Source organism: Streptacidiphilus pinicola, assembly GCF_003258295.1.
Classification (GTDB): Bacteria; Actinomycetota; Actinomycetes; order Streptomycetales; family Streptomycetaceae; genus Streptacidiphilus; species Streptacidiphilus pinicola.
In genome coordinates, this window is record NZ_QKYN01000006.1 from 1 (window position 1) to 19,371 (window position 19,371).

The 19,371-nt window shown below is 71.7% G+C and carries 16 protein-coding genes and 1 pseudogene; 3 read left to right on the top strand and 14 right to left on the bottom strand.

Annotated elements, in window-relative coordinates; translation table 11 throughout:
- The 9 genes and pseudogenes from DN069_RS40810 to DN069_RS39755 all read right to left on the bottom strand — a co-directional run.
- Window positions 1–427 (bottom strand): annotated as a pseudogene (locus DN069_RS40810) (hypothetical protein); the annotation flags it as partial.
- A 401-nt stretch (window positions 428–828) separates the two neighbouring features.
- On the bottom strand, window positions 829–1,371 hold the full coding sequence (locus tag DN069_RS00645; RefSeq protein WP_111498692.1) for a hypothetical protein: 543 nt from the start codon (window positions 1,369–1,371) through the stop codon (window positions 829–831).
- A gap of 111 nt (window positions 1,372–1,482) precedes the next feature.
- A complete protein-coding gene (locus DN069_RS00650; RefSeq protein WP_111498693.1) occupies window positions 1,483–2,580 on the bottom strand; it encodes a S1C family serine protease in 1,098 nt (365 codons plus the stop codon).
- Window positions 2,581–2,718: 138 nt separating this feature from the next.
- Window positions 2,719–5,595 carry an NHLP bacteriocin export ABC transporter permease/ATPase subunit gene (locus tag DN069_RS00655; protein ID WP_111498727.1) on the bottom strand — a complete coding sequence of 959 codons (2,877 nt, stop codon included), beginning with the start codon at window positions 5,593–5,595 and terminating at the stop codon, window positions 2,719–2,721.
- A gap of 166 nt (window positions 5,596–5,761) precedes the next feature.
- Window positions 5,762–8,053 carry an NHLP family bacteriocin export ABC transporter peptidase/permease/ATPase subunit gene (locus tag DN069_RS00660; RefSeq protein ID WP_111498694.1) on the bottom strand — a complete coding sequence of 764 codons (2,292 nt, stop codon included), beginning with the start codon at window positions 8,051–8,053 and terminating at the stop codon, window positions 5,762–5,764.
- Entirely contained in the window at window positions 8,050–8,889 is an 840-nt protein-coding gene (locus tag DN069_RS00665) for an HlyD family efflux transporter periplasmic adaptor subunit (RefSeq protein WP_111498695.1), read from the bottom strand. The genes DN069_RS00660 and DN069_RS00665 overlap by 4 nt, the downstream gene beginning before the upstream one ends.
- A gap of 126 nt (window positions 8,890–9,015) precedes the next feature.
- A complete protein-coding gene (locus tag DN069_RS00670) occupies window positions 9,016–9,279 on the bottom strand; it encodes a type A2 lantipeptide (protein WP_111498696.1) in 264 nt (87 codons plus the stop codon).
- Window positions 9,280–9,868: 589 nt separating this feature from the next.
- Window positions 9,869–10,135: a DUF4190 domain-containing protein gene (locus DN069_RS00675; RefSeq protein ID WP_111498697.1), complete on the bottom strand. Its 267-nt coding sequence runs from the start codon at window positions 10,133–10,135 to the stop codon at window positions 9,869–9,871.
- Window positions 10,136–10,155: 20 nt separating this feature from the next.
- Window positions 10,156–10,311, bottom strand: coding sequence for a hypothetical protein (locus DN069_RS39755; RefSeq protein ID WP_165845327.1), 156 nt, complete (start codon window positions 10,309–10,311; stop codon window positions 10,156–10,158).
- A gap of 133 nt (window positions 10,312–10,444) precedes the next feature.
- Between DN069_RS39755 and DN069_RS00680 the strand changes: the two genes are divergently transcribed.
- A complete protein-coding gene (locus DN069_RS00680; protein WP_111498698.1) occupies window positions 10,445–11,065 on the top strand; it encodes a TetR family transcriptional regulator in 621 nt (206 codons plus the stop codon).
- Between the two features lie 7 nt (window positions 11,066–11,072).
- On the opposite strand, the gene DN069_RS00685 is transcribed toward DN069_RS00680, so the two are convergent.
- Window positions 11,073–11,495: a VOC family protein gene (locus DN069_RS00685; RefSeq protein ID WP_111498699.1), complete on the bottom strand. Its 423-nt coding sequence runs from the start codon at window positions 11,493–11,495 to the stop codon at window positions 11,073–11,075.
- 74 nt (window positions 11,496–11,569) lie between these two features.
- Between DN069_RS00685 and DN069_RS00690 the strand changes: the two genes are divergently transcribed.
- Window positions 11,570–13,273 carry a DUF885 domain-containing protein gene (locus DN069_RS00690; protein ID WP_111498700.1) on the top strand — a complete coding sequence of 568 codons (1,704 nt, stop codon included), beginning with the start codon at window positions 11,570–11,572 and terminating at the stop codon, window positions 13,271–13,273.
- 38 nt (window positions 13,274–13,311) lie between these two features.
- On the opposite strand, the gene DN069_RS00695 is transcribed toward DN069_RS00690, so the two are convergent.
- Genes DN069_RS00695 through DN069_RS00705 form a run of 3 tightly spaced genes read right to left on the bottom strand, consistent with a single transcriptional unit; the run spans window position 13,312 to window position 15,433 of the window.
- Window positions 13,312–14,202: a hypothetical protein gene (locus DN069_RS00695; RefSeq protein WP_111498701.1), complete on the bottom strand. Its 891-nt coding sequence runs from the start codon at window positions 14,200–14,202 to the stop codon at window positions 13,312–13,314.
- A 42-nt stretch (window positions 14,203–14,244) separates the two neighbouring features.
- Window positions 14,245–14,724: a DUF3291 domain-containing protein gene (locus DN069_RS00700; RefSeq protein ID WP_111498702.1), complete on the bottom strand. Its 480-nt coding sequence runs from the start codon at window positions 14,722–14,724 to the stop codon at window positions 14,245–14,247.
- Window positions 14,725–14,779: 55 nt separating this feature from the next.
- Window positions 14,780–15,433 (bottom strand): helix-turn-helix transcriptional regulator, encoded by a 654-nt coding sequence (locus DN069_RS00705; protein ID WP_111498703.1) that lies wholly within the window; start codon window positions 15,431–15,433, stop codon window positions 14,780–14,782.
- A gap of 297 nt (window positions 15,434–15,730) precedes the next feature.
- Here DN069_RS00705 and DN069_RS00710 point away from each other — a divergent pair, with 297 nt between their 5' ends.
- Complete coding sequence (locus tag DN069_RS00710) at window positions 15,731–17,086, top strand: lipase family protein (protein ID WP_111498728.1); 1,356 nt, start codon at window positions 15,731–15,733, stop codon at window positions 17,084–17,086.
- 23 nt (window positions 17,087–17,109) lie between these two features.
- On the opposite strand, the gene DN069_RS00715 is transcribed toward DN069_RS00710, so the two are convergent.
- A complete protein-coding gene (locus DN069_RS00715) occupies window positions 17,110–19,308 on the bottom strand; it encodes an MMPL family transporter (protein WP_111498704.1) in 2,199 nt (732 codons plus the stop codon).
- Window positions 19,309–19,371 lie beyond the last annotated feature (63 nt).

Here is a 19,371-nt window from a genome sequence, read left to right on the forward strand (position 1 = left end):
CCGTCGCCTTGGCGTCGGCGGCAGCCTTCGCGTCGGCGGCGGCCTTGGCCTTCGCGGCGGCGTCAGCCTTCGCCTTGGCGTCGGCGGCAGCCTTCGCGTCGGCGGCGGCCTTGGCCTTCGCGGCGGCGTCAGCCTTCGCCTTGGCGTCGGCGGCGGCCTTGGCGGCGGCCGCGGACTGGCTGGCCAGCGGGGCGCGCTGCTCGGAGCGGTTCGCGGTGTCGGTGGTGGGACGCGCGGCGGCCTGGGTGCTCGCGGCGGCGGCCATGTGGGTCGAGCCGTCGTTGCCGGTCAGGGCGACGGCGGTGCCGGTCGCGGCACCGGTGACGAGCAGCGCGGCGCCGATGCCGGCCGACACGCGCTTGTTCAGGCGCACGGTGGCGAGACGCTTGTTGAGCTGCACGAGGGAAAGGCGGAAGCGGGGACGCATGTCACTCCAATGTCGACGGAACTGCCCGAGGCCGAGGACGTACGCATCCGCGCGCTCGCCGAGAACGGCGTCGCTACGAGAGGGGTCTCGCACACGGCTCATCGGGACTGGCCCGACCGAGCAGGGGAGCGGATCGGCGTTTGACAGGTCGGCGCTGTGTGCACCGGATCGCCGCGCTCCCGGCGGGTTCTCTTTCGACCCGCCTCAGGCACATTCACATGAGCTTTACAAGCGGAGCAAGCGTTACCGCTAGTAAGTGCCGCACGCCACAGCAGGCCCGTGACCTGCGTCTCAGCGGCTCCGGAAGGGACCTACGTCCCCGAACTGCCCCCCGCGAACGGCGGAAGGCCGCCCCCGCCGAGCGGCGGGGGCGGCCTCCTACCTGGGCTTTAGTGCGGAACTCAGTGGAGAACGGCCGTGCACTGACCGTCGGAGAACATCGGCGTCGTGTCGACCGTCAGCCCCGGGTCCGGGTTGACCACGATGTCCGCGTTGTCCCGCGTGACGGAGGCCTCGCAGTCGTCCAGGGCGGGCTCGGGCTGCATGGCGTCGTTCGGACCCATCCAGAGGTCGACGTGGCGGACGCCGTTGTTCCAGTCACTGGTGCACTCGACGCAGCCGTCCTCCATGATGAAGTACTTCTGCAGGTGCGGGACGTAGATGATCGTCCCGGGGGCGAACTCGTTCTCGTCGGTCGCGAAGGTCACCGGGTCGTCGTAACTGCCGCTGCCCTCGGTGGCGATGCTGTGGATCTGCGGGTAGGCGATCACGGCGTTGCCGTAGCTGCCGTCACCGTTGTCGTTGTCGTTGTATCCGTAGGACGTGACGTTGACCTGCAGCGTCTGGCTGTCCGCGGTCTGCGCGTGGGCGGGCGAGGCCACGACGAGCAGGCCGAGTGTGGCGAGAGCGGCCGCCACGGCGCGGGGTGCGCGCGAGGAACGCATGCGGGGACTCCTCTGCGAGATTGAGTGGTGGGGGACATGTCAATCTGCGAGCTCGCAAGGGGAGCCTAGGTGGGGGACGAGTCGCCCCACAAGGGTTGTTAATAAACTTTCTTAACCAGCCGGCCCGTTGCCCAGGGCGAGGCGGGACGACTGCGCCTGGCCGTTGCCGTCGGTCCAGCCGAGGGTGACCGTGTTGCCGGGGTGGTAGCGGCCGAGCAGCGCGGTGAGCGCGTTGGCGTCCGCGACCGAGGAGCCGTCGAGCGAGGTGATCACGTCGCCCGGGACCAGCCCCAGCTGGTCGGCGGGGGAGTTCGGCACCACCTGCACGACCGTCGCACCGGCGCCGGCCAGGTTCTGGTTCGAGCTGCTGACCGCGATGCCCAGCCAGGCCGTCGCGCCGATGTGCACGGTCGAGGAGGACTGACCGGCGGCGATGGCGTTCGCCGTCGCCCGGGCCTGGTCGGCCGGAATGGCGAAGCCCTGGGCGGGCGCGTTCTGGAACTGGTAGCCGACGGAGGCGGCCGTGTCGATGCCGATCACCTGGCCCTGGGCGTTCACCAGCGGGCCGCCGGAGTCGCCGGCCTGGATCGGGGCGTCCACCTGGATCAGGCCGCTGAGCTGCTCGGAGCTGCCGGTCGACTCGTCCGAGGCGGTGATCTGCTGGTCCAGCGCGGTGACGGAACCGCTCGCCCGGCTCGGCTGACCGCCCCGTCCGCCCGCGTTGCCGAGCGCGGTGACCGCCTCGCCCACGGAGACCCGCGTGCCCGACGCCAGGTCGAGCGTCTGCAGGCCGGAGGCCCCGTGCAGCTGGACCAGGGCGAGGTCGTGGCTGCGGTCGTAGCCGATCACGGACGCGCTGTAGCTGTGGCCGTTGCCGATGTCCACGGCGGTCAGCGAGGTGGCTCCGCTGATCACGTGGTTGTTGGTGAGCACCTCCCCGTCGGAGGTCAGCACGATGCCGGTACCGGCCGCCTCGGTGCCGGACAGGCTCTGCTCGCTGACCAGGTCGACGCTGCCCGCGGCGACCTGGGCGAGCGTCCGGGACCCGGATCCGCCGCCCGCGCCGGAGGACGTCGACGAGGTCGACGACGCCGGCGTGTGCGTGGGCCACGACGACGTCGTGGACGTCGACGACGAGACCGTGCACCCGGCGATGCCGAGGGACACGGCTATTCCGCAGGCCGTGAGTCCGGCTGCGCTCCACCTCATGGCGCCACCTCCGTGCTCGGCGCGCCCCCTCTCCGATGACTGACCAGTGCCCGCCGGACCGGACCGTCACGCCTGAGGTGGGGTGATTTGAAGGCCTTTCTCATACTGCCCGGCCCTCATGAAGGACGCAGCCCGGGCTCACTGCATCTGGCGACGGGCCAGCTGGTGGAAGGGGCCGGTGGTGTCCGCGAGCAGCGCGGTCGGGGTGCCCTCCTGGACGATCCGGCCGCCCGCCATCACGATCACCCGGTCCGCGTCCAGCACGGTCGACAGCCGGTGCGCGATCACGACGCGGGTCGCCCGCAGCCGCCGGGTGCTCTCGATCACGATCCGCTGCGTCTCGTTGTCGAGCGCGCTGGTGGCCTCGTCGAACAGCAGGATGCGCGGACGGCGGACCAGCGCCTGAGCGATCATCAGACGCTGTCGCTGGCCGCCGGAGACTGTGCCGCCGCCGTCGGACAGGACGGTGTGCAGGCCCATCGGCATGGCCTTGATGTCGTCCGCGAGACCGGCCATCGCCGCGGCCTCCCAGACCTCCTCCATGGTGTGCGGCTCGGTGCCGCGGATGCAGTCGAGGATCGAGCCGTTGAAGGGCTGCGCGTTCTGCAGCACCACGCCGCACTGGCGGCGCACCGCCGCCTGGTCCAGTGAGGTGAGGTCCTGCCCGTCGAAAAGCACCCCGCCCGAGTCGGGGCGGTCGAAGCCGATCAGCAGCCGCAGCAGCGTCGACTTGCCGCTGCCGCTCGCCCCCACCACCGCGACGAACTCGCCCGGCGCGATCCGCAGGTTCACGCCGTCCAGCACGACCGGACCGTTCTCGGTGTAGCGGAAGGAGAGGTCGCGGACCTCGATCTCGCCGGTCAGCGTGCCGGGCGCGGCGCTGCCGCCGCGCACCTCGGGGACCTCCTGCAGCACCGGCTTGATCTGCTCGAACAGCGGCAGCGAGGCGGCCGCCGAGAGCAGCGAGCCGGTGAGCTGGGTGACCGAGGTCAGCACCATCGTCACCGAGCTGCTGAAGGTGAGGAAGCTGCTCGCCGACATGCTGCCGCGCGCCGGACCGGCCAGCAGCATGAACATCACCAGCATGCACAGCGGCAGATAGACCGAGTTGGCGACGGTGATCAGGTTCTTGATCCGGCCCACCCGGCGCTGCAGTTCGCGGCTGCGCGCGAACTCGCTCGCCCAGGCGCCGTAGGCGAAGTCCTCGGCCGCGGCGACGCGCAGCTTGGGCAGGCCGCGCAGGGTCTGGAAGGCCTGGTTGTTCAGCTTGTTGTTGAGCGCGGTCAGCTTGCGCGCCCAGCGCAGCTGCCACAGGCCGAGGCCCAGGAAGAGGGCGGCGATCAGGATCAGCATGCCGATCGCGGCCAGGGCGAGCGGGACGCTGTAACAGAGCAGCAGCACCAGGTTGACCAGCCCGACCGTGCCGGCCTGCACGACCACCGAGCTGATGCCGGACAGGATCCGGCGGATCGCGCTGATGCCCATCGCGGCCGAGGCCAGCTCGCCCGTCGACCGTCCGGTGAAGAAGCGTGTCGGCAGCCGCAGCAACCGGTCCCAGACCGCCGGTTGCAGGGTCGCCTCGATACGGCCCTCCAGCCGCAGGATGGAGAGGTTCTCCATCAGCATGAAGGCTGCGGAGACCAGCGTGGTGGCGACGATCGCCAGTGAGAACAGCACGATGAGGTCGTTCTCGGCGTTCGGCACGAAGTCGCCGAGCACCTGACCGGTCGCGATCGGCACCAGCGTGCCGAGCACGACCGCGACCAGGCCGCTGACGACCAGCCGCCGCACGTCCGCGCGGGTGCCGCGCAGGCTGAACCGCAGCAACTGCCGGGCCGAGAGCGGCTTCTCGGGCAGCGGGCGGTAGAACATGATCGCCAGCGGCTCGAACTGGTCCGCGTTGTCCTCGTCGATCCGGGTGCGCCGGCCGCCCGACGGCTCGACCGCCTCGTAGCCGCCGCGCCGCCACAGCAGCGCCAGCGGCGCGCCGTTGGCCAGCTTGAACCCCAGCAGCGGCCCGGCGTCCTGACGCCACCAGCGCCCCTGCAGCCGCACCTGCCGGGTGCGGAAGCGCGAGGCGACGGCGATCTTCTCGATGGGCGAGAGCCGGTCCTCCGTGGGGCCGCCGCCGGTGGGCGTGGTGAGGGTGATCCCGGCCGCCTCGCCCACCATGCGGCAGGCGGCGAGCACCGCGTCGTCGAGTCCGGCCGCGGAGCCACGCCCGCCCGCCGCTCCCGCGCGCCCGCGGTCCGAGCGCTGCAGCGAGGTGAGCAGCGCCTGGTCGGCCTGGGCGCGCGCGGCCTCCCCGGCCTTGACGCCGGCCTCGGCGCGGTCCTCGTAGGCCCGCTCCAACTGGTCGATCCAGCGGTCCAGCGCGAACAGCAGCCGGCTCTGCTGGTCCACCAGCCGCTGCCAGGTCGCCGGATCGATGAACAGGTCCTGTGCGGTCTCCTGGCTGTAGACGCCGCCGAGCACCAGGCTGCCCGGGGTCACCGACATCCACTGGATGTCGTCGCCCATGTCCTCGACCACCGCGTCGCGCCCCGCCAGCCGGCCGTCGGCGCGCGCCTCGAAGAGCAGCCGCAGGCTGCGGCCGATGCCGCGCGCGAAGGCGTCCTCCAGCGGGGTCAGCAGGCCGTTGGCGCCGTAGTAGTTCCACTCGGGCGCGTACTGCGGGCCGAAGAACAACTCGCGCAACTGGATCCGGCGCAGCACGCAGCCGGTCAGCGGCCGCCCGATGACGGTGTGCTGCGGCCCGTCCACGGGCCCCGGCAGCAGCGCGCCCGCCTCGAGCCGGCCGAGGAAGTGCCAGCGCCCTTCGAGCACCGCGTCCACGGCGAACAGGTCCATCGCCCCGGCGACGACCAGCCAGACCACGTGCGGTCCCTCCAGCGACAGCCGACGCACGCCGGTGGTGTCGACGCCGGTCCCGAGCGCGCCCAGCGTGGCGAGCACGCCGTCGTCGGCCGGGCCCGGCTGCCCGCCGTACTCGGCCTGCGGCGGGACCTGGGGCAACTGGCCGGTGTGGTACGCGTCCTGCTGCACCTGCGGCAGCTGCCCGGTCCCGTACGAGTCCTGGGGGACCGGAGGCACCTCTCCCGTCCGGTACTGCGGGATCTGGCCGGACTGGTACGGGTCCTGGGCGTCCTGGGGGAACGTCGGGGGGTTGGCGAACGACACGTCAGTGCTCCCTGACCAGCTGGGCGTAGGGCCCTCCGGCCACGACGAGGTCCTCGTGGCGGCCGCGCTCGACGACCACGCCGCGGTCCAGCACGACGATCTCGTCGCTGTCGCGGACCGTGCTGAGCCGGTGGGCGATGACCACGCAGGCGCAGCCGCGGCGGCGCAGGTTGTCCATGACGACCAGTTCGGTCTCCGCGTCCAGCGCGCTGGTCACCTCGTCCAGCACCAGCACGCTGGGCTGGCGCACCAGGGCGCGGGCGATCTCCAGGCGCTGGCGCTGGCCGCCGGAGAAGTTGCGGCCGTCCTGCTCGACCCGGCTGTGGATGCCGCCGGGACGCCGGGAGACGGCGTCGAGCACGGCGGCGTCGCGCAGCGCGGCGGTGACGGCCTCGTCGGAGATGGAGGGGTCCCAGAGCGCCACGTTGTCGCGGACGGTGCCCTCGAAGAGGAAGACGTCCTGGTCGACGAAGGAGACCGACGCGGAGAGCGAGCTGCGCGGAATGTCGGTCAGCCGCCGGCCGTCGACGGTGATCTCGCCCTCCCACGGCTGGTAAAGGCCGGAGATCAGCCGGGACACCGTGGACTTGCCGCTGCCGGACCCGCCGACCAGCGCCACCTGGCGGCCGGGGCCCACGTCGAGCGAGAAGCCCTTGAGCAGCGGCGCGTCCAGCGCGCTGTAGCCGAAGGTGACGTCCTCCAGCAGCACGTGGCCGCTGAGCCGGCGCGTGCCGGCACCGGCGCGGGAGCGGGCGAGCCGGGCGTCGGCCGGAAAGCTCTCGACGTCCTTGAGCCGGGCCATGTCGGCGGTGAAGTCCTGCACCCGGCCGGCCACGCCGTTGAGCCGGGCGACCGGCGCGGTGAAGCTGGCCACCAGCGCCTGGAACGCGACCAGCAGACCGATGGAGATCTGTCCCTCGACCGCCCGCAGACCGCCGATCAGCAGGATCAGCGCGCTGTTGAGCGCGGCCAGCGTCGGGGCGACGACGCTCAGCGCCGCACTCGGCACGCCCAGCCGCTGCTCGCCGTTGAGCGTGACCGCGTGCTGTCCGGCCCAGCGGCGGAAGTAGCCCGTCTCGCCGCCGGTGGCCTTCATCGTCTCGATCAGCTGCAGGCCGCTGTAGGAGGTGTTGGTCAGCCGGGCGCTGTCGGCGCGCAGCTTCTGCACGCCGGTGCCGCGGATCCGCACCACCACGCGCAGCGCCACCACGTTGAGCAGCGCGATGCCGATGCCGAGGACGGTGAGCTGCGGGTCGTACGTCCACAGCAGCACCGCGTAGAGGACGACGACGATGGCGTCGACGCCGACCGCCGCGAGGTCCCGCGCCAGGGTCTCGGCCACCGAGTCGTTGGACTGTAGGCGTTGCACGAGGTCGGCCGGGTTGCGCTGGGTGAAGAAGGCCACCGGCAGCCGGAGCAGATGACGCAGGAAGCGTGCGCTGCTGAGGGTGGAGGCGAGCATCCGGCCGCGCAGCAGGTTGGCCTGCTGCACGCCGGTGAGCACACCGGTCAGCACCACCATGGTCGCCATCGACGCGAACAGGACCGGCAGCAGCGAGGTCTGGCCGCCGATCAGGAAGGAGTCGATGTACGTGCGGCTCAGCGCGGGCAGCGCCACGCCGACGGCGACGAGCAGCAGGCTCGCCAGCAGCACGGCGGGCGTGGTGCCCTGGGTGCCGCGCAGCCGCGCCGGCAGCGCGCTCAGCACGCCGGGCCGCTTGCCGCCGGGACGGAAGTCGGGACCTGGCTCCATGGTCAGCACCACGCCGGTGAAGCTGGAGTCGAAGTCCTCCTCGGCCACGAACCGACGCCCGCGCGCGGGGTCGTTGAGCTGCACGCCGCGCTTGCGCAGCCGGCGGCTGATGCCCTCGTAGACGACGAAGTGGTTGAACTCCCAGAAGAGGACGGCCGGGGTCTGCACCTCCTCCGCCAGGGCGGTCGGCTCCATCTGCATGCCCTTGGCCGTGAGCCCGTAACTGCGGGCGGCCTTCAGCACGTTGCTCGCACGCGAACCGTCGCGGGAGACGCCGCAGGCGATGCGCAGCTCCTCCAGCGGGACGTGCCGGCCGTAGTGGCCGAGCACCATGGAGAGCGCGGCGGCACCGCACTCCACGGCCTCCATCTGCAGGACGGTGGGGGTGCGGACGGTCTTCTGGCGCTTGGCGCTCTTCCGCGCCGGGGGACGTTGGCGGGCGCGGCCGCGCCCGCCGCTCGGCGTGGGCGCGGCCGTGCGGTTCGCGGCGCGCGGGTTCGAGGCCGGGCGCGGGTTGGCGGCGGCGCGTCGTCCGCTCACGGCAGGATCCAATCGATCGGGTGCTGTCCGGCCAGATGCACGGCAGCGCTCAGCAGTTGCGTCGACTGCAACGCGTACGGCGGACCCTGCTGCGAGGACCAGGCGTAGCCCGACTTCGTGCCGCTCGACCGCTCCAACTGGACGACGACCGGCACCGGCTCGCCCTGCGTGCTGAACGCCTGGCCGAGCTGCGCGCTGCCGAGGAAGTCGGCGATCTGCTGCGCGGCCTCGGGGCTGTGGCCGATCGACACGACGTGTCCGCGCAGCAAGCCGTACTGGGAGACCGGCACGGACTGGACCGTGAGGTCGACCTCCGCGCCGACAGGGATCGACTCGGCGTTGTTCGGGGCCGCGTACAGCACCGCGACCAGCGGCTCGTCGGCGCTGTTGATCCGCTCCACGGTGGCCAGCTGGGAGCCGACCGTGACGACCGAGCCGAGCGCGGCGGTGAACGTGCTGAGGCGTCCCGCCGACACGGCGCGGACGAGCTGCGTCTTCGGCGCCGCCGTGCCCGTGCCCGTGCTCACGCTTGCACTCGTGCGCACGCCGAGCAGCGGCGCGTTGGCGGCCACCGTGTCACCCGGCTGTGCGTACACGGCGACGACCTGGCCGGCGACGGGGCTCTGCAGCGTGTAGCTGCCCTCCGCGTGGAAGAGGATCCCGGGCGCGCTCACCTTGGACGAGACCGTGCCGGTCACTGCCCAGAAGCACGCGGCCGCCACCACCGCCGCCGTGACCAGGAGCACGAGGCGCCCCTGCGGACGGGCCAGATGAGCCGGCACGTCGAGATCCTCGGGCGACTGCTGCTTGGCCAGCGCCTGCTGCCGGAACTGCACAGGGTATTTCCTTAGAACTGCTCGACGTCAAATACACCGAATTGAATCAGAGCGCGATACAGGCCCTGGAACAAAATTGTTCCAGGGCCTGATCCCGAACCGTTCGGCTCGGCGGAGATATCTGAATCAGATACCCGAGACCACGGAGGTCAGGTTGCCGACGGTGCCGGTCAGGCCGGTCAGGCCGGTGACGGTGGAGACCAGGCCGCCCACCGGGACGATGTTGCCCACGGTGGTCAGTGCGTCGCCGACGCCGTTCACGTGAACGCCGAGGCCGCCAAGCCCGTTCAGGCCGGCACCGGCGCCGAGGCCGAGGCCGCCGGCCACGCCGTCAAGGTCGGTGTCGGCGATCTCGCGGGTCTCGACCTGCGGCGTGAAGTCGCTGCGCATGAGTGTATTTCCTCTCAATGCTCTGAGCATTACCAGTAGAGGGAACGGGAAAAACCCGCCCCTTTCTTGGCATGATCCAACCAGCAGATGAGCATACATGTCCACTCGGGCCGATCGGGTTTTTGTGTGAACGTTCGCAATGGTTCGTGAGCGGGTGGATTCGCGGGTCCGCCGAATTTATGGGGCTCTCGTGAACAAGAGTGAACGACCTTGGTGCATCTGCGTTCGTTCTGTGATGCCCCGGAGGTGCTGATGTGTCCGGATCGGGTGCTCGTGTGCCGAACGCGCAGAAGGTGCGCACGAAGTGAGGAGTCGTCCGATGTTTGCCCGGCGCGGAACCGCGTGTGAACGTTCTGCGAAGCATCCGGCTCCGGATCCGTCGATCGGCGGTACGGGTGCCTCCGAACGGTGGTACCCGACCCCCGGGCGGATCCGGAACCATGGGATGCGGAACGCCCGTCCGCGACCGTGGACGGGGGCCGCCCCGGCCGTCGTGCTCGGCCGGGGCTCAAACAGACGTCGGCACAACGCACTCGGGGCCCGGTGAGAAGTCACCGGGCCCCGAGGGGTGTTGCGGGGGGAGACGCCGTCAGGCGGTGTGCCAGATGGTGCCGTGGCTGGCCATGACCGTGACCGCGAGGACGGCGAGGTCGGCGGCGCCCAGGGCGATGCCGAGGCCGGCCCGGACGGGGCGGCGGGTGCGGCGGAACAGGGCGACGACCGCGAGGCCGATCGCGCACGGGCCCAGCACCAGGTTGAAGACGAGCAGCCCGAGCAGGCCGAGGATGAACGACGCGACGGCCATCTGGTCGGCGTCGAAGACGCGTTGACGTTGCGTGGTGACGGTGGTGTCCACGGTGTGACTCCGGGGGATGGTCAGTGCTGCTTCCGGCGGGCGATTGCCTCGCGTGCGGCGAAGGCGAGCAGCCAGGCGGTGATCACCGTGGCGCCGTAGACGAGGGCGGACGTGCTGGTGTGGAACGCCGCGCCCGGCAGCAGGCTGACGGCGACGAGGGCGAGCAGGAGACTCACAGCGAGGCTCTTCTCTTGGCGGAGGTGCGGGCGGCGTGAACATTCAGCGAACACTTGAGATGACAACTGTTCGCTGACTTCTTCATCCTACGCCGAGTGGCGGATTTCAGCAAACAGTTGTTTACTCAATGGCGTGAGTCACACGACAGGGGTCCGCCAGGCCCAGAAGCAGCAGTCCCGCCGCGCTCTGATGGACGCGGCACTGCAGCTGTTGGAGCATCAGAGCTTCTCCAGCCTCGGCATGCGCGAGGTCACCCGGGAGGCGGGCATGTCCCCGGCCGGCTTCTACCGGCACTTCCGCGATCTCGCGGACCTGGGCGTGGCGCTGGTCGAGGAGGCGCTCGACAGCCTGCACGCGATGGTGCGCGCCGCGTTCGCCGAGCAGGGCGACCCGGAGGAGCTGATAGACCACGCCGTGCAGGTGATCGCCGACCACGTCCGCGAGCACCGCGCCCACGTCCGCTTCATCGCGCGCGAGCGCTTCGGCGGAGTGCGCCCGGTCCGCGAGGCGATCGATGCGGAGCTCGCGCGGTTCACCGACGAGGTCGCGGCGGCGCTGGCGGCCCAGCCGGTCTCGGCGAAGTGGAGCCCCGAGGACATCCGGATGGTCGCCCAGCTCTACGTGGACCACATGGTGCTCACGGCGGCGGCGCTGCAGGAGGCGGACGCCGAGGGGGAGCGGCGGATCGCCGCGACCGCCCGCCGCCAACTGCGCCTGATCAGCCTCGGCCGGCATCACTGGATGGCGGACTGAGGACGGCTCAGTCGCCCCCGCCCGGGAGCGTCAGCTGCCAGGAGACGCCGAACCGGTCGTTGACCCAGCCGAACCTGGCGCTGAAGCCGTAGGAGCCCAGCGGCATCAGCGCCTGGCCCCCGTCGGCGAGCGCGGCGTAGAGGCGGTCGATCTCCTCCTCGCTGTCGCACTGCACGTAGAGCGACATCGAGGGCGTGAAGCCGAAACCGTGCTTCGCGGGGCTGTCGATGCACATGAACGGCTGCCCGGCCAGGCTGAACAGGGCGTGCCGCACGGTGCCCTCGGGGCCGTCCTCGCCCGGGCCGTAGTGGCTGACGGACAGCACCTCGGCGTCCGGGAACAGCGAGGTGTACCAGCGCATGGCCTCCTCGGCCCGGCCCTCGAACATGAGGAACGTGGTGATTTTCTGGGGCGACGTCGAGATGGCCATCGGGATCGTCCGCCTTTCCGGGTGTTGTCGGTGACCGTGTCCGTCTACCAGGATGATCGAACACGCACCGACCGATGGGGGAGACACTCTTGACCACGCCGAACACCCCGCGGGCCCTCGCCGACGACCACGTGACCCGGGTCGCCGCCCTGGACCCGGGGGTGACCACCTGGCTGGGCCTGGACCCGACCGACGACCGGCTGCCGGACGTCTCGCCGCAGGGCCTGGAGGCGCTCGCCGAGGTGGCGCGCGCCACGCTGCGGCAGCTGGACGCGCTGCCCGGCGACGCGACCGCGGACCCCGCCGAGCAGGTCTGCGCGCGGCTGATGCGTGAGCGGCTCACCGCCGAACTGCAGGTCTTCGACGCGGGCGAGCACCACCGCGCCGTGCGGAACATGCAGACTCCCGTGCACGGGCTGCGCGGCATCCTCACCCAGATGCCCACCGCCACCGACGCGGACTGGGCGCCCGTGCTCGGCCGGCTGCGCAAGCTGCCCGCCGCGCTGGAGGGCCACCGGGCCACCCTCGCCGAGGGCGTCAAGCGCGGGCTGCTCGCCGCTCCCCGCCAAGCCGAGGTGCAGGCCCAGCAGTTGACGGAGTGGACGGGCGAGAACGACGGCGGGGCCGGCTGGTTCGCCGAGTTCGTCGAGCCCGCGCCGCAGGCGCTCCGCCCCCAGCTCGACGCCGCGGCCCGCGCCGCGACCGAGGCCGTCGCCTCCTTCCGGGACTGGCTGCTGGGTGACTACGCGGCCGCCGCCGAGGGCACCCCCGACGCCGTCGGTCGCGAGCGCTACCTGGTGGAGGCCCGCGAGTTCACCGGCTCGGACCTCGACCTGGACGAGACCTACGCCTGGGGCTGGGAGGAGTTCCACCGCGTCTGGGCCGAGCTGCGCGCCGAGGCCGAGCGCGTGCTGCCCGGCGCCACCGTGCAGGAGGCGCGCGAGCACCTGAACCGGAACGGGCACGTCGTCCAGGGCGCCGAGCAGATGCGGGCCTGGCTCCAGCAGCTCACCGAACAGGCCATCGAGGACCTCGACGGCACCCACTTCGACATCCAGGGCCCGCTGCGCCGCGTCGAGACCCGGATCGCCCCGTCCGGCAGCGCCGCCGCGCCGTACTACAGCGGCCCGAGCCTCGACTTCAGCCGTCCGGGCCGCACCTTCCTGCCGCTCGCCAACGGCGACGCCGAGGAGCGGTTCCACACCTGGCGGCTGGTCAGCACCTGGTACCACGAGGGCGTGCCGGGCCACCACCTGCAGATCGCCTCATGGGCCGCGGCCGCGGACCAGCTCTCGCGCTACCAGGTCACGCTCGGCAAGATCAGCGCCAACGTCGAGGGCTGGGCCCTGTACGCGGAGCGCCTGATGGACGAGCTCGGCCACCTCACCGATCCCGCCCGCCGGCTGGGCTACCTGGGCAAGCAGATGATGCGCATCGTCCGGGTCGTCATCGACATCGGCATGCACCTCGAACTGGCCATCCCGGCGCACTCCCCGTTCCATCCGGGCGAGACCTGGACGCCGGCACTGGCCACGGGCTTCCTGCACGAGTACGTCGGGATGCCGCCCGCGGCCCGGGACAGCGAGATCCTGCGCTACCTGGGCCGTCCCGGCCAGGCCATCGGCTACAAGCTCGGCGAGCGCGCCTGGCTCTCCGGCCGTGACGCGGCCCGCGCCCGGCTCGGGTCCGCGTTCGACCTGAAGACCTGGCACATGGCCGCGCTGCGCCAGGGGTCCCTGGGCCTGGACGACCTGGCGGACCACCTGGCTGCGCTCTGACCCGTCGCGGGCGTCTCCGTTCTCAGAGCGCGCGGTGCTCAGGAGGCGCCCGCGAGGTCCTTCGCGAGGGCGAGGGCCATGGCGGGGAACGGGCCCCGGCAGCTTCCGCAGGCCGGGCCCGGGCCCGGATCGTTGAGCCAGAATCCGTCGACGTGCGGCCGCACGGCCCGTGCGGCGTTCTCCACCTGACCGGCGGTCACCGTCCGGCCGTTCGGGTTGGTGCTGATCCCGGCGAGCACGCGCAGGTGCGCGTTCGCCTGGCGCGCCTGCGCGGCGGCGGCGTCGACGAACCGGGAGAACTCGGCCTGATCGCTCTCCGAGCCCTGGGCCTGGACGTCGACGACGTCGGTGAAGGGGGCGATCTGCCGCAGCAGGCCCAGGTTCAGGAACGCCTGGTAGACGTCGGTCGCGCCCGGCTGCAGCACCTTGACCAGGTCGGTCGCGGGCGAGGCGAGGAAGAGCAGGTGGTGGCTGTGCACCAGCGTCGCCGCGAGCCGGTCGTAGCGGACCGGGTCCTGCTGCTCGTTCGTCGGCGTCAGCTTCCAGTGCTCGTTGTCGTAGAGCACGGCGCGGATCCGCGGATCGACGGTGTGTCCGGCGAAGGCGGCCTGCAGGGCCGCGTAGCTCGAGAAGCTCGCCGTCGGGGTGCTGCTCCAGCCGGAGGGGATGCCCCAACTGGCCTTGCTCGTCAGGACATACGTGCTGGGGTGGTCGAACGCCCGCTGCGCCCCCGCGCCGTTCTCGGCGACCAGCCGACCGAGCTCCGCACCGCTGATGATCCACGCGGGACCGGAGCTCGTCACCGTCCCCGCCGCGCCGGGTGACGCCGCGGCGGCACCACCCCCGAGTACGCCCGCGCACCCCGCGAGCGCGACCAAGACCCCGGTCACCAAGGCGAGCACGGCCTTGCGCGGTCGGAATTCCCCCATCTCGCACCTCCGTCGTCATCGTCGAGCCGACCACGAACGACGCTAGGAAGGCTCCTTGTGGAAACCCTGTGACGGGGCCGGGTGCGGGTCCCGGAACGTGAACGCCCGTGGCCCGGGGCCGTGTCGGCGGAGTAGGGCCAGACGTTCCATGGCTTCGGCGACGCTCGGTCGATGACCCGCGGGGACCCACCACATCGCCAGGTGCGGCTCCCCGGGTCTGACGAACCACTCGCGGCGCTTGGCGAGCACGGTCAGGTGGTCGCTGCGGTAGACGTAGTCGCGCAGGGCCTCGAGGGACTCCCAGACCGAGCAGTTGACGAGCAGCAGCTCGTCGGCGTCGTCGGGCCGTACGGCCGTCGCGTCCGCGCCGTCCTCGTCGACCATGCGCCAGATGAAGCCGGGTGATTCGTCCGCGAGCCGGTTGATGCGCGGAAGCTCCGCGACGAAGCCGGCGAGCTCCGGGCCGTCGAGTGGGCCGACGATGTGCCCGACATTGACCTGGGCGAGGTGAAAGCCAGTCATGGAACAAGGATGGCTGTCTCCTTGCTCTATCGTCAATGGATATTGGTTTTAGAAGTCAGGCCGATTCGGGTCGCCTCCGGAGCGCGACGCAGCAACGGTCCGGGCCGGGAGCCATCTCGGCCGTCCACTCGCCGTCCGCGCCGACCAGGCCCTCGATCAGGGCGAGGTTCATGCCGCAGACCAGCGCCGGGTACTCCTCCGCGAGCGCGTGGAACGGGCAGTTGCGGAGCCGGATCAGCTCGTCGTCCGCGTCGGGGGAGGGCGCGTAGCCCTGCGCGCGCAGCGTCCCGACCGGGTCGTCGGAGGTCCGCGCCGCGCCCCGCTCGCGGGCGACCGCCTGCAATTCGCGGTCCAGGCCGGCGCGTTCGAGGGTTTCGGCGAGCAGCCGCCCGGCCGTGTCGTAGCTGCGCGGGGGCAGCGAGAGCGTGTGCTCGCGCCGGGCCCGCCGGTACAGCTTGGCGGGCCGCCCGGCGCCCGGGCCGCTGCGGCCCGACAGCCGCCGGAACGTCACCTCCAGCAGCCCGGCCTCGACGAGCTTGTCCAGATGGAACGCGGCCAGCGCGCGCGAGACCCCGGCGACCTCCGCCGCGGCGTCCCGGCTGACCTCCCCGGGTGCGGCCGCCACCACGTGGTACAGCCCGCGTCGCACCGGCTCGCCCAGGACGCCGAAGGCGTCGAGCACCGCGTCCTCGTCCACTTCGTCGCTCATCGCCCGAGTCTACGACCGCCCGCCGATCCGGCGGGGCGGTCCGATGGCGTCACTCCATCGGGTTCACCTGGAGCTTTCCATCCGGCCGCACGCCGCCCGCCTCGCCCAGCCGGCGGCGCGCTGACCAGGTGTCAACGGACCACGAGCACCCTTACGGCCTCGGCGCGTACCGCCCGGTGCGCGCCGGGGCCGCCGTAAATTTCTCGTGTCGGACCTCTGGGCAGCAGCTTTACCACGCGGTAACTTACCCCGCAGTCAGGTCCACCTGTGATCCGTTTCACGCACCTGGGGGAGCTCATGTCCAGACGAGCCGTTCGGCTGCTGGCCACCGCCGTCGCCGCCGTGACCACCGCCGCGGTCGTCCCGGCCACCGCCGCGGAGGCGGCCGGCGCCACGCCGGCGAAGTCGGCGACGCGGGTGAACTCCGCGGCCGGCGACCCGTTCTACACGTACACCGGCAGCACGCCGCTTGCCTCCTACACGCCCGGCACGGTGCTGAAACAGCGGACGCTCCAGTACCACGTGCTCGGCCTGCCCACACCGGTGCAGGCGATCCAACTGCTCTACCGCACTGTCGACGCCCAGGGCCGCCCGGCCGCCGGTGTCACCTCGGTGGTGCGCAGCCTGACGGGCGACAGCAGCAAGGCCGTCTCCTACCAGTCGTTCTACGACTCCCTCGACCCGGCGGACAGCCCCTCGCGGGCCATCGCCGGCGACGTCACGCTGGGCGGCGTGATCCCGAACGCCGAGTCGCTGCTGATGGTCCCGCTGCTGCTGCAGGGCTACAGCCTGATCATCCCGGACACCGAGGGTCAGACCGCCGACTTCGCCGCCGGTCCCGAGTACGGCGAAACGACGCTGGACTCGATCCGCGCCGCGAGCCGGGCCGGGGGCACGACCGTGAACAGCACCACCCGGGTCGGGCTGATGGGCTACTCCGGCGGGGCGATCGCGACCGACTGGGCCGCGGCGCTGGCGCCGACCTACGCGCCGGAGGTGAACCGTCGGCTGGTCGGCTTCGCCGAAGGCGGCGTGCTGGTGGACCCGGCGCACAACCTCAAGTACGTGGACGGCTCGCTGGTCTGGTCCGGCGTCATCCCGATGGCGCTGATCGGAGTGGCCCGCTCCTACGGTCTGGACCTCCAGCCCTACCTGAGCAGCTACGGCCAGCAGGTCTTCAACGACCTGCAGCACACCTCGATCGTCGGTGCGCTCGGCCGCTACCCGGGGCTGACCTGGAAGAAGATGGCCAAGCCGCAGTACGCGAACCCGGACTCGGTGCCCGCCTTCGTCAACGCGGTGAACCGGATCAACCTCGGCTCGGCCGGCACCCCGACCATCCCCGGCTACATCGGCCAGGGCGACGGCGGCGTCTTCGAGGGCACCTTCAGCAACGTCACGGGCATCGGCACCGGCGACGGTGTGATGGTCGCGGGGGACGTGCGCGCGCTCGCCCGGCAGTACTGCGCCACCGGCAACCACGCCATCGACTACCAGCAGTTCGACCTGCTCAGCCACGTCGGCACGGCCGTGCCGTGGGCGCCGCTCGCGATCGCGTGGCTGGACGCGCGCTTCGCCGGACTGCAGGCGCCCTCCGACTGCGGTTCGATCGCCGCCGGCAACTCGCTGGCGCAGGAGGTGACGACGGGCTGACGGTCCGTCGCAGAGTACGCGCCTCAGACCCGGGCGTCGGTGGAGCCGTGCGGGACCCCGAGCTGGTCCTCCAGACGGCTGCCCTCGATGTCCGGGTCGGGCACGTAACGGGCGAACCAGCGCGGATGGTACCAGATCCGGGCGCCCACGATCGCCATGACCGCCGGGACGACGGTCAGCCGGACCACGAAGGCGTCGAGGAAGACCCCGACGGCGAAGCTGAAGCCGATCGCCTTGATGGTCGGATCGCTGGTGAACATGAAGGCCACGAAGATCGAGAACATGATCAGCGCGGCCGCGGTGACCACCCGCGCGGAGCGCGCGGTGCCGCGTCTGACGGCGCCGCGCGCGTCGTCGCTCGCGGTGTAGTCCTCCTTGATCCGCGAGACGACGAAGACCTCGTAGTCGCTGGAGAGGCCGAAGATGATGGCCAGCATGATCAGCGGCAGGAAGCTGATGGTCTCCGTCGGAGTGATGCCGAAGATGTGACGTCCCCAGCCCCACTGGAACATCGCCACCTGCGCGCCGAACGCCGCCGCGACCGAGAGCAGGAAGCCGATGATCGACTTGATCGGCACCAGGATCGTCCGGAAGGCCAGCGTCAGCAGCACGAAGGCCAGCCCGACGACCACGGCCAGGAAGACGGGCAGCGCGTCGGCCAGCTTCTGCGAGACGTCGATGTTGGACGCCGTCGTCCCGCCGATCAGCACCGGTGCGCCGACGACCGCCTCGATCGCGGCGCGGTGGTCGCGCAGGCCGTGCACGAGGTCCGCGGTCGCAGGGTCGTTCGGCCCGGTCTTGGGCACCACCCGCACGATCGCGACCTGCGGGTTCGCCGCGAGCGGCGCGGCGGCGGCCACGCCCTGCTGGGTGGCCAGCGCCGCGGCCAGGCGCTGCGCGGCGGCCGGCGGCACGCCGTGTTCGGTGACGACGAGCAGCGGGCCGTTGTAGCCGGGGCCGAAGTGAGCGCTGATCAGGTCGTAGGCGCGCCGCTGCGTGTTGGAGGTGGGCTTCGAGGCGCCGCTCGGCAGTCCGAGCTGCATGTCCAGGGCGGGCAGGGCCAGCAGCAGGAGCAGCGCGACCCCGGTGAACGCGACCAGCCAGTCGCGCCGCACCACGAAACGGGACCAGCGCGCCCCGCGCGTGGTGGGGGACTCGGCGGCGGAGGTCTTGGCGACGCGCTCGTGGTGGCCGGGACGCACCCGGGTGCTGATGAACCTCGTGATCCGGTGGCCCGCGAAGCCCAGCAGCGCGGGCAGCAGTGTCAGTGCGATCAGCAGCGCGATGGCGACGGCCGCCGCCGCGGACAGGCCCATCACCGTCAGGAACGGGATGCCGACCACGGACATGCCGCACAGCGCGATGATCACCGTCAGCGCGGCGAAGACCACCGAACCGCCGGCGGTGCCGACCGCCAGGCCGACCGACTGCTCCGTCTCCATGCCCTGCAGCAGCTGGTTGCGGTGGCGGAAGAGGATGAACAGGCCGTAGTCCACGCCGCAGGAGAGCCCCAGCATGATGGCCACCGTGGTCGAAGCCGAGGCGATGTTGATGACCGAGGCCAGCGCGGTGATGCCCATCAGCGAGACGACCACGCCCAGGATTGCCGTCAGGATCGGCATTCCGGCGGCCACCAGCGCACCGAAGGTGATCAGCAGGATGACGAACGCGATGATCAGGCCGATCAACTCGGGCAGCTCCGAGGGCACCAGCCGCCACCCCGGGTAGACGCTGCCGGAGTACTCCACCTGCACGCCCGCCTGCCGGGCGGGGGTGACCGCCGTCTCCAGGGCGTCCAGCGAGGCGTCCTTCACGTCCGGCGGCTGCGCGCCCCACTGCACCGAGACCAGCGCGACCTGCCCGTCGGGCGAGACGCCGTGCGCGGTGTAGGGGTCGGAGACGGTCGCGACCTGCGGCACGCCCTTGATCCGCGCCAGTGAGGCGTCGACCGCGGCGCGCGGTCCGGGGTCGGTGATGTGCCGGCCGGCCGGCGCCGCGAAGACCACCTGCGTCTGCCCGCCCGCCAGCGCCGGGAGCGTGTGCTGCAGCAGGTCCGTGGTCCGCTGCGACTCGGTGCCGGGGATGGTGAAGGTGTCGTTGGTCTTCCCGCCGCTGGCGGTGGCCAGGACCACGGCGAGCACGGCGACGAGCAGCCAGATCCCGAGCACGAGGCGTCGCCGCCGGAACGCCCAGCGCCCGAGCGCGAAGAGATAGGTGGACACTTACGCATTCTCGGGAACGTCTGTGCGAGCCCGCGATCCGAGGGGTCCATCCGGGGTGCTGAG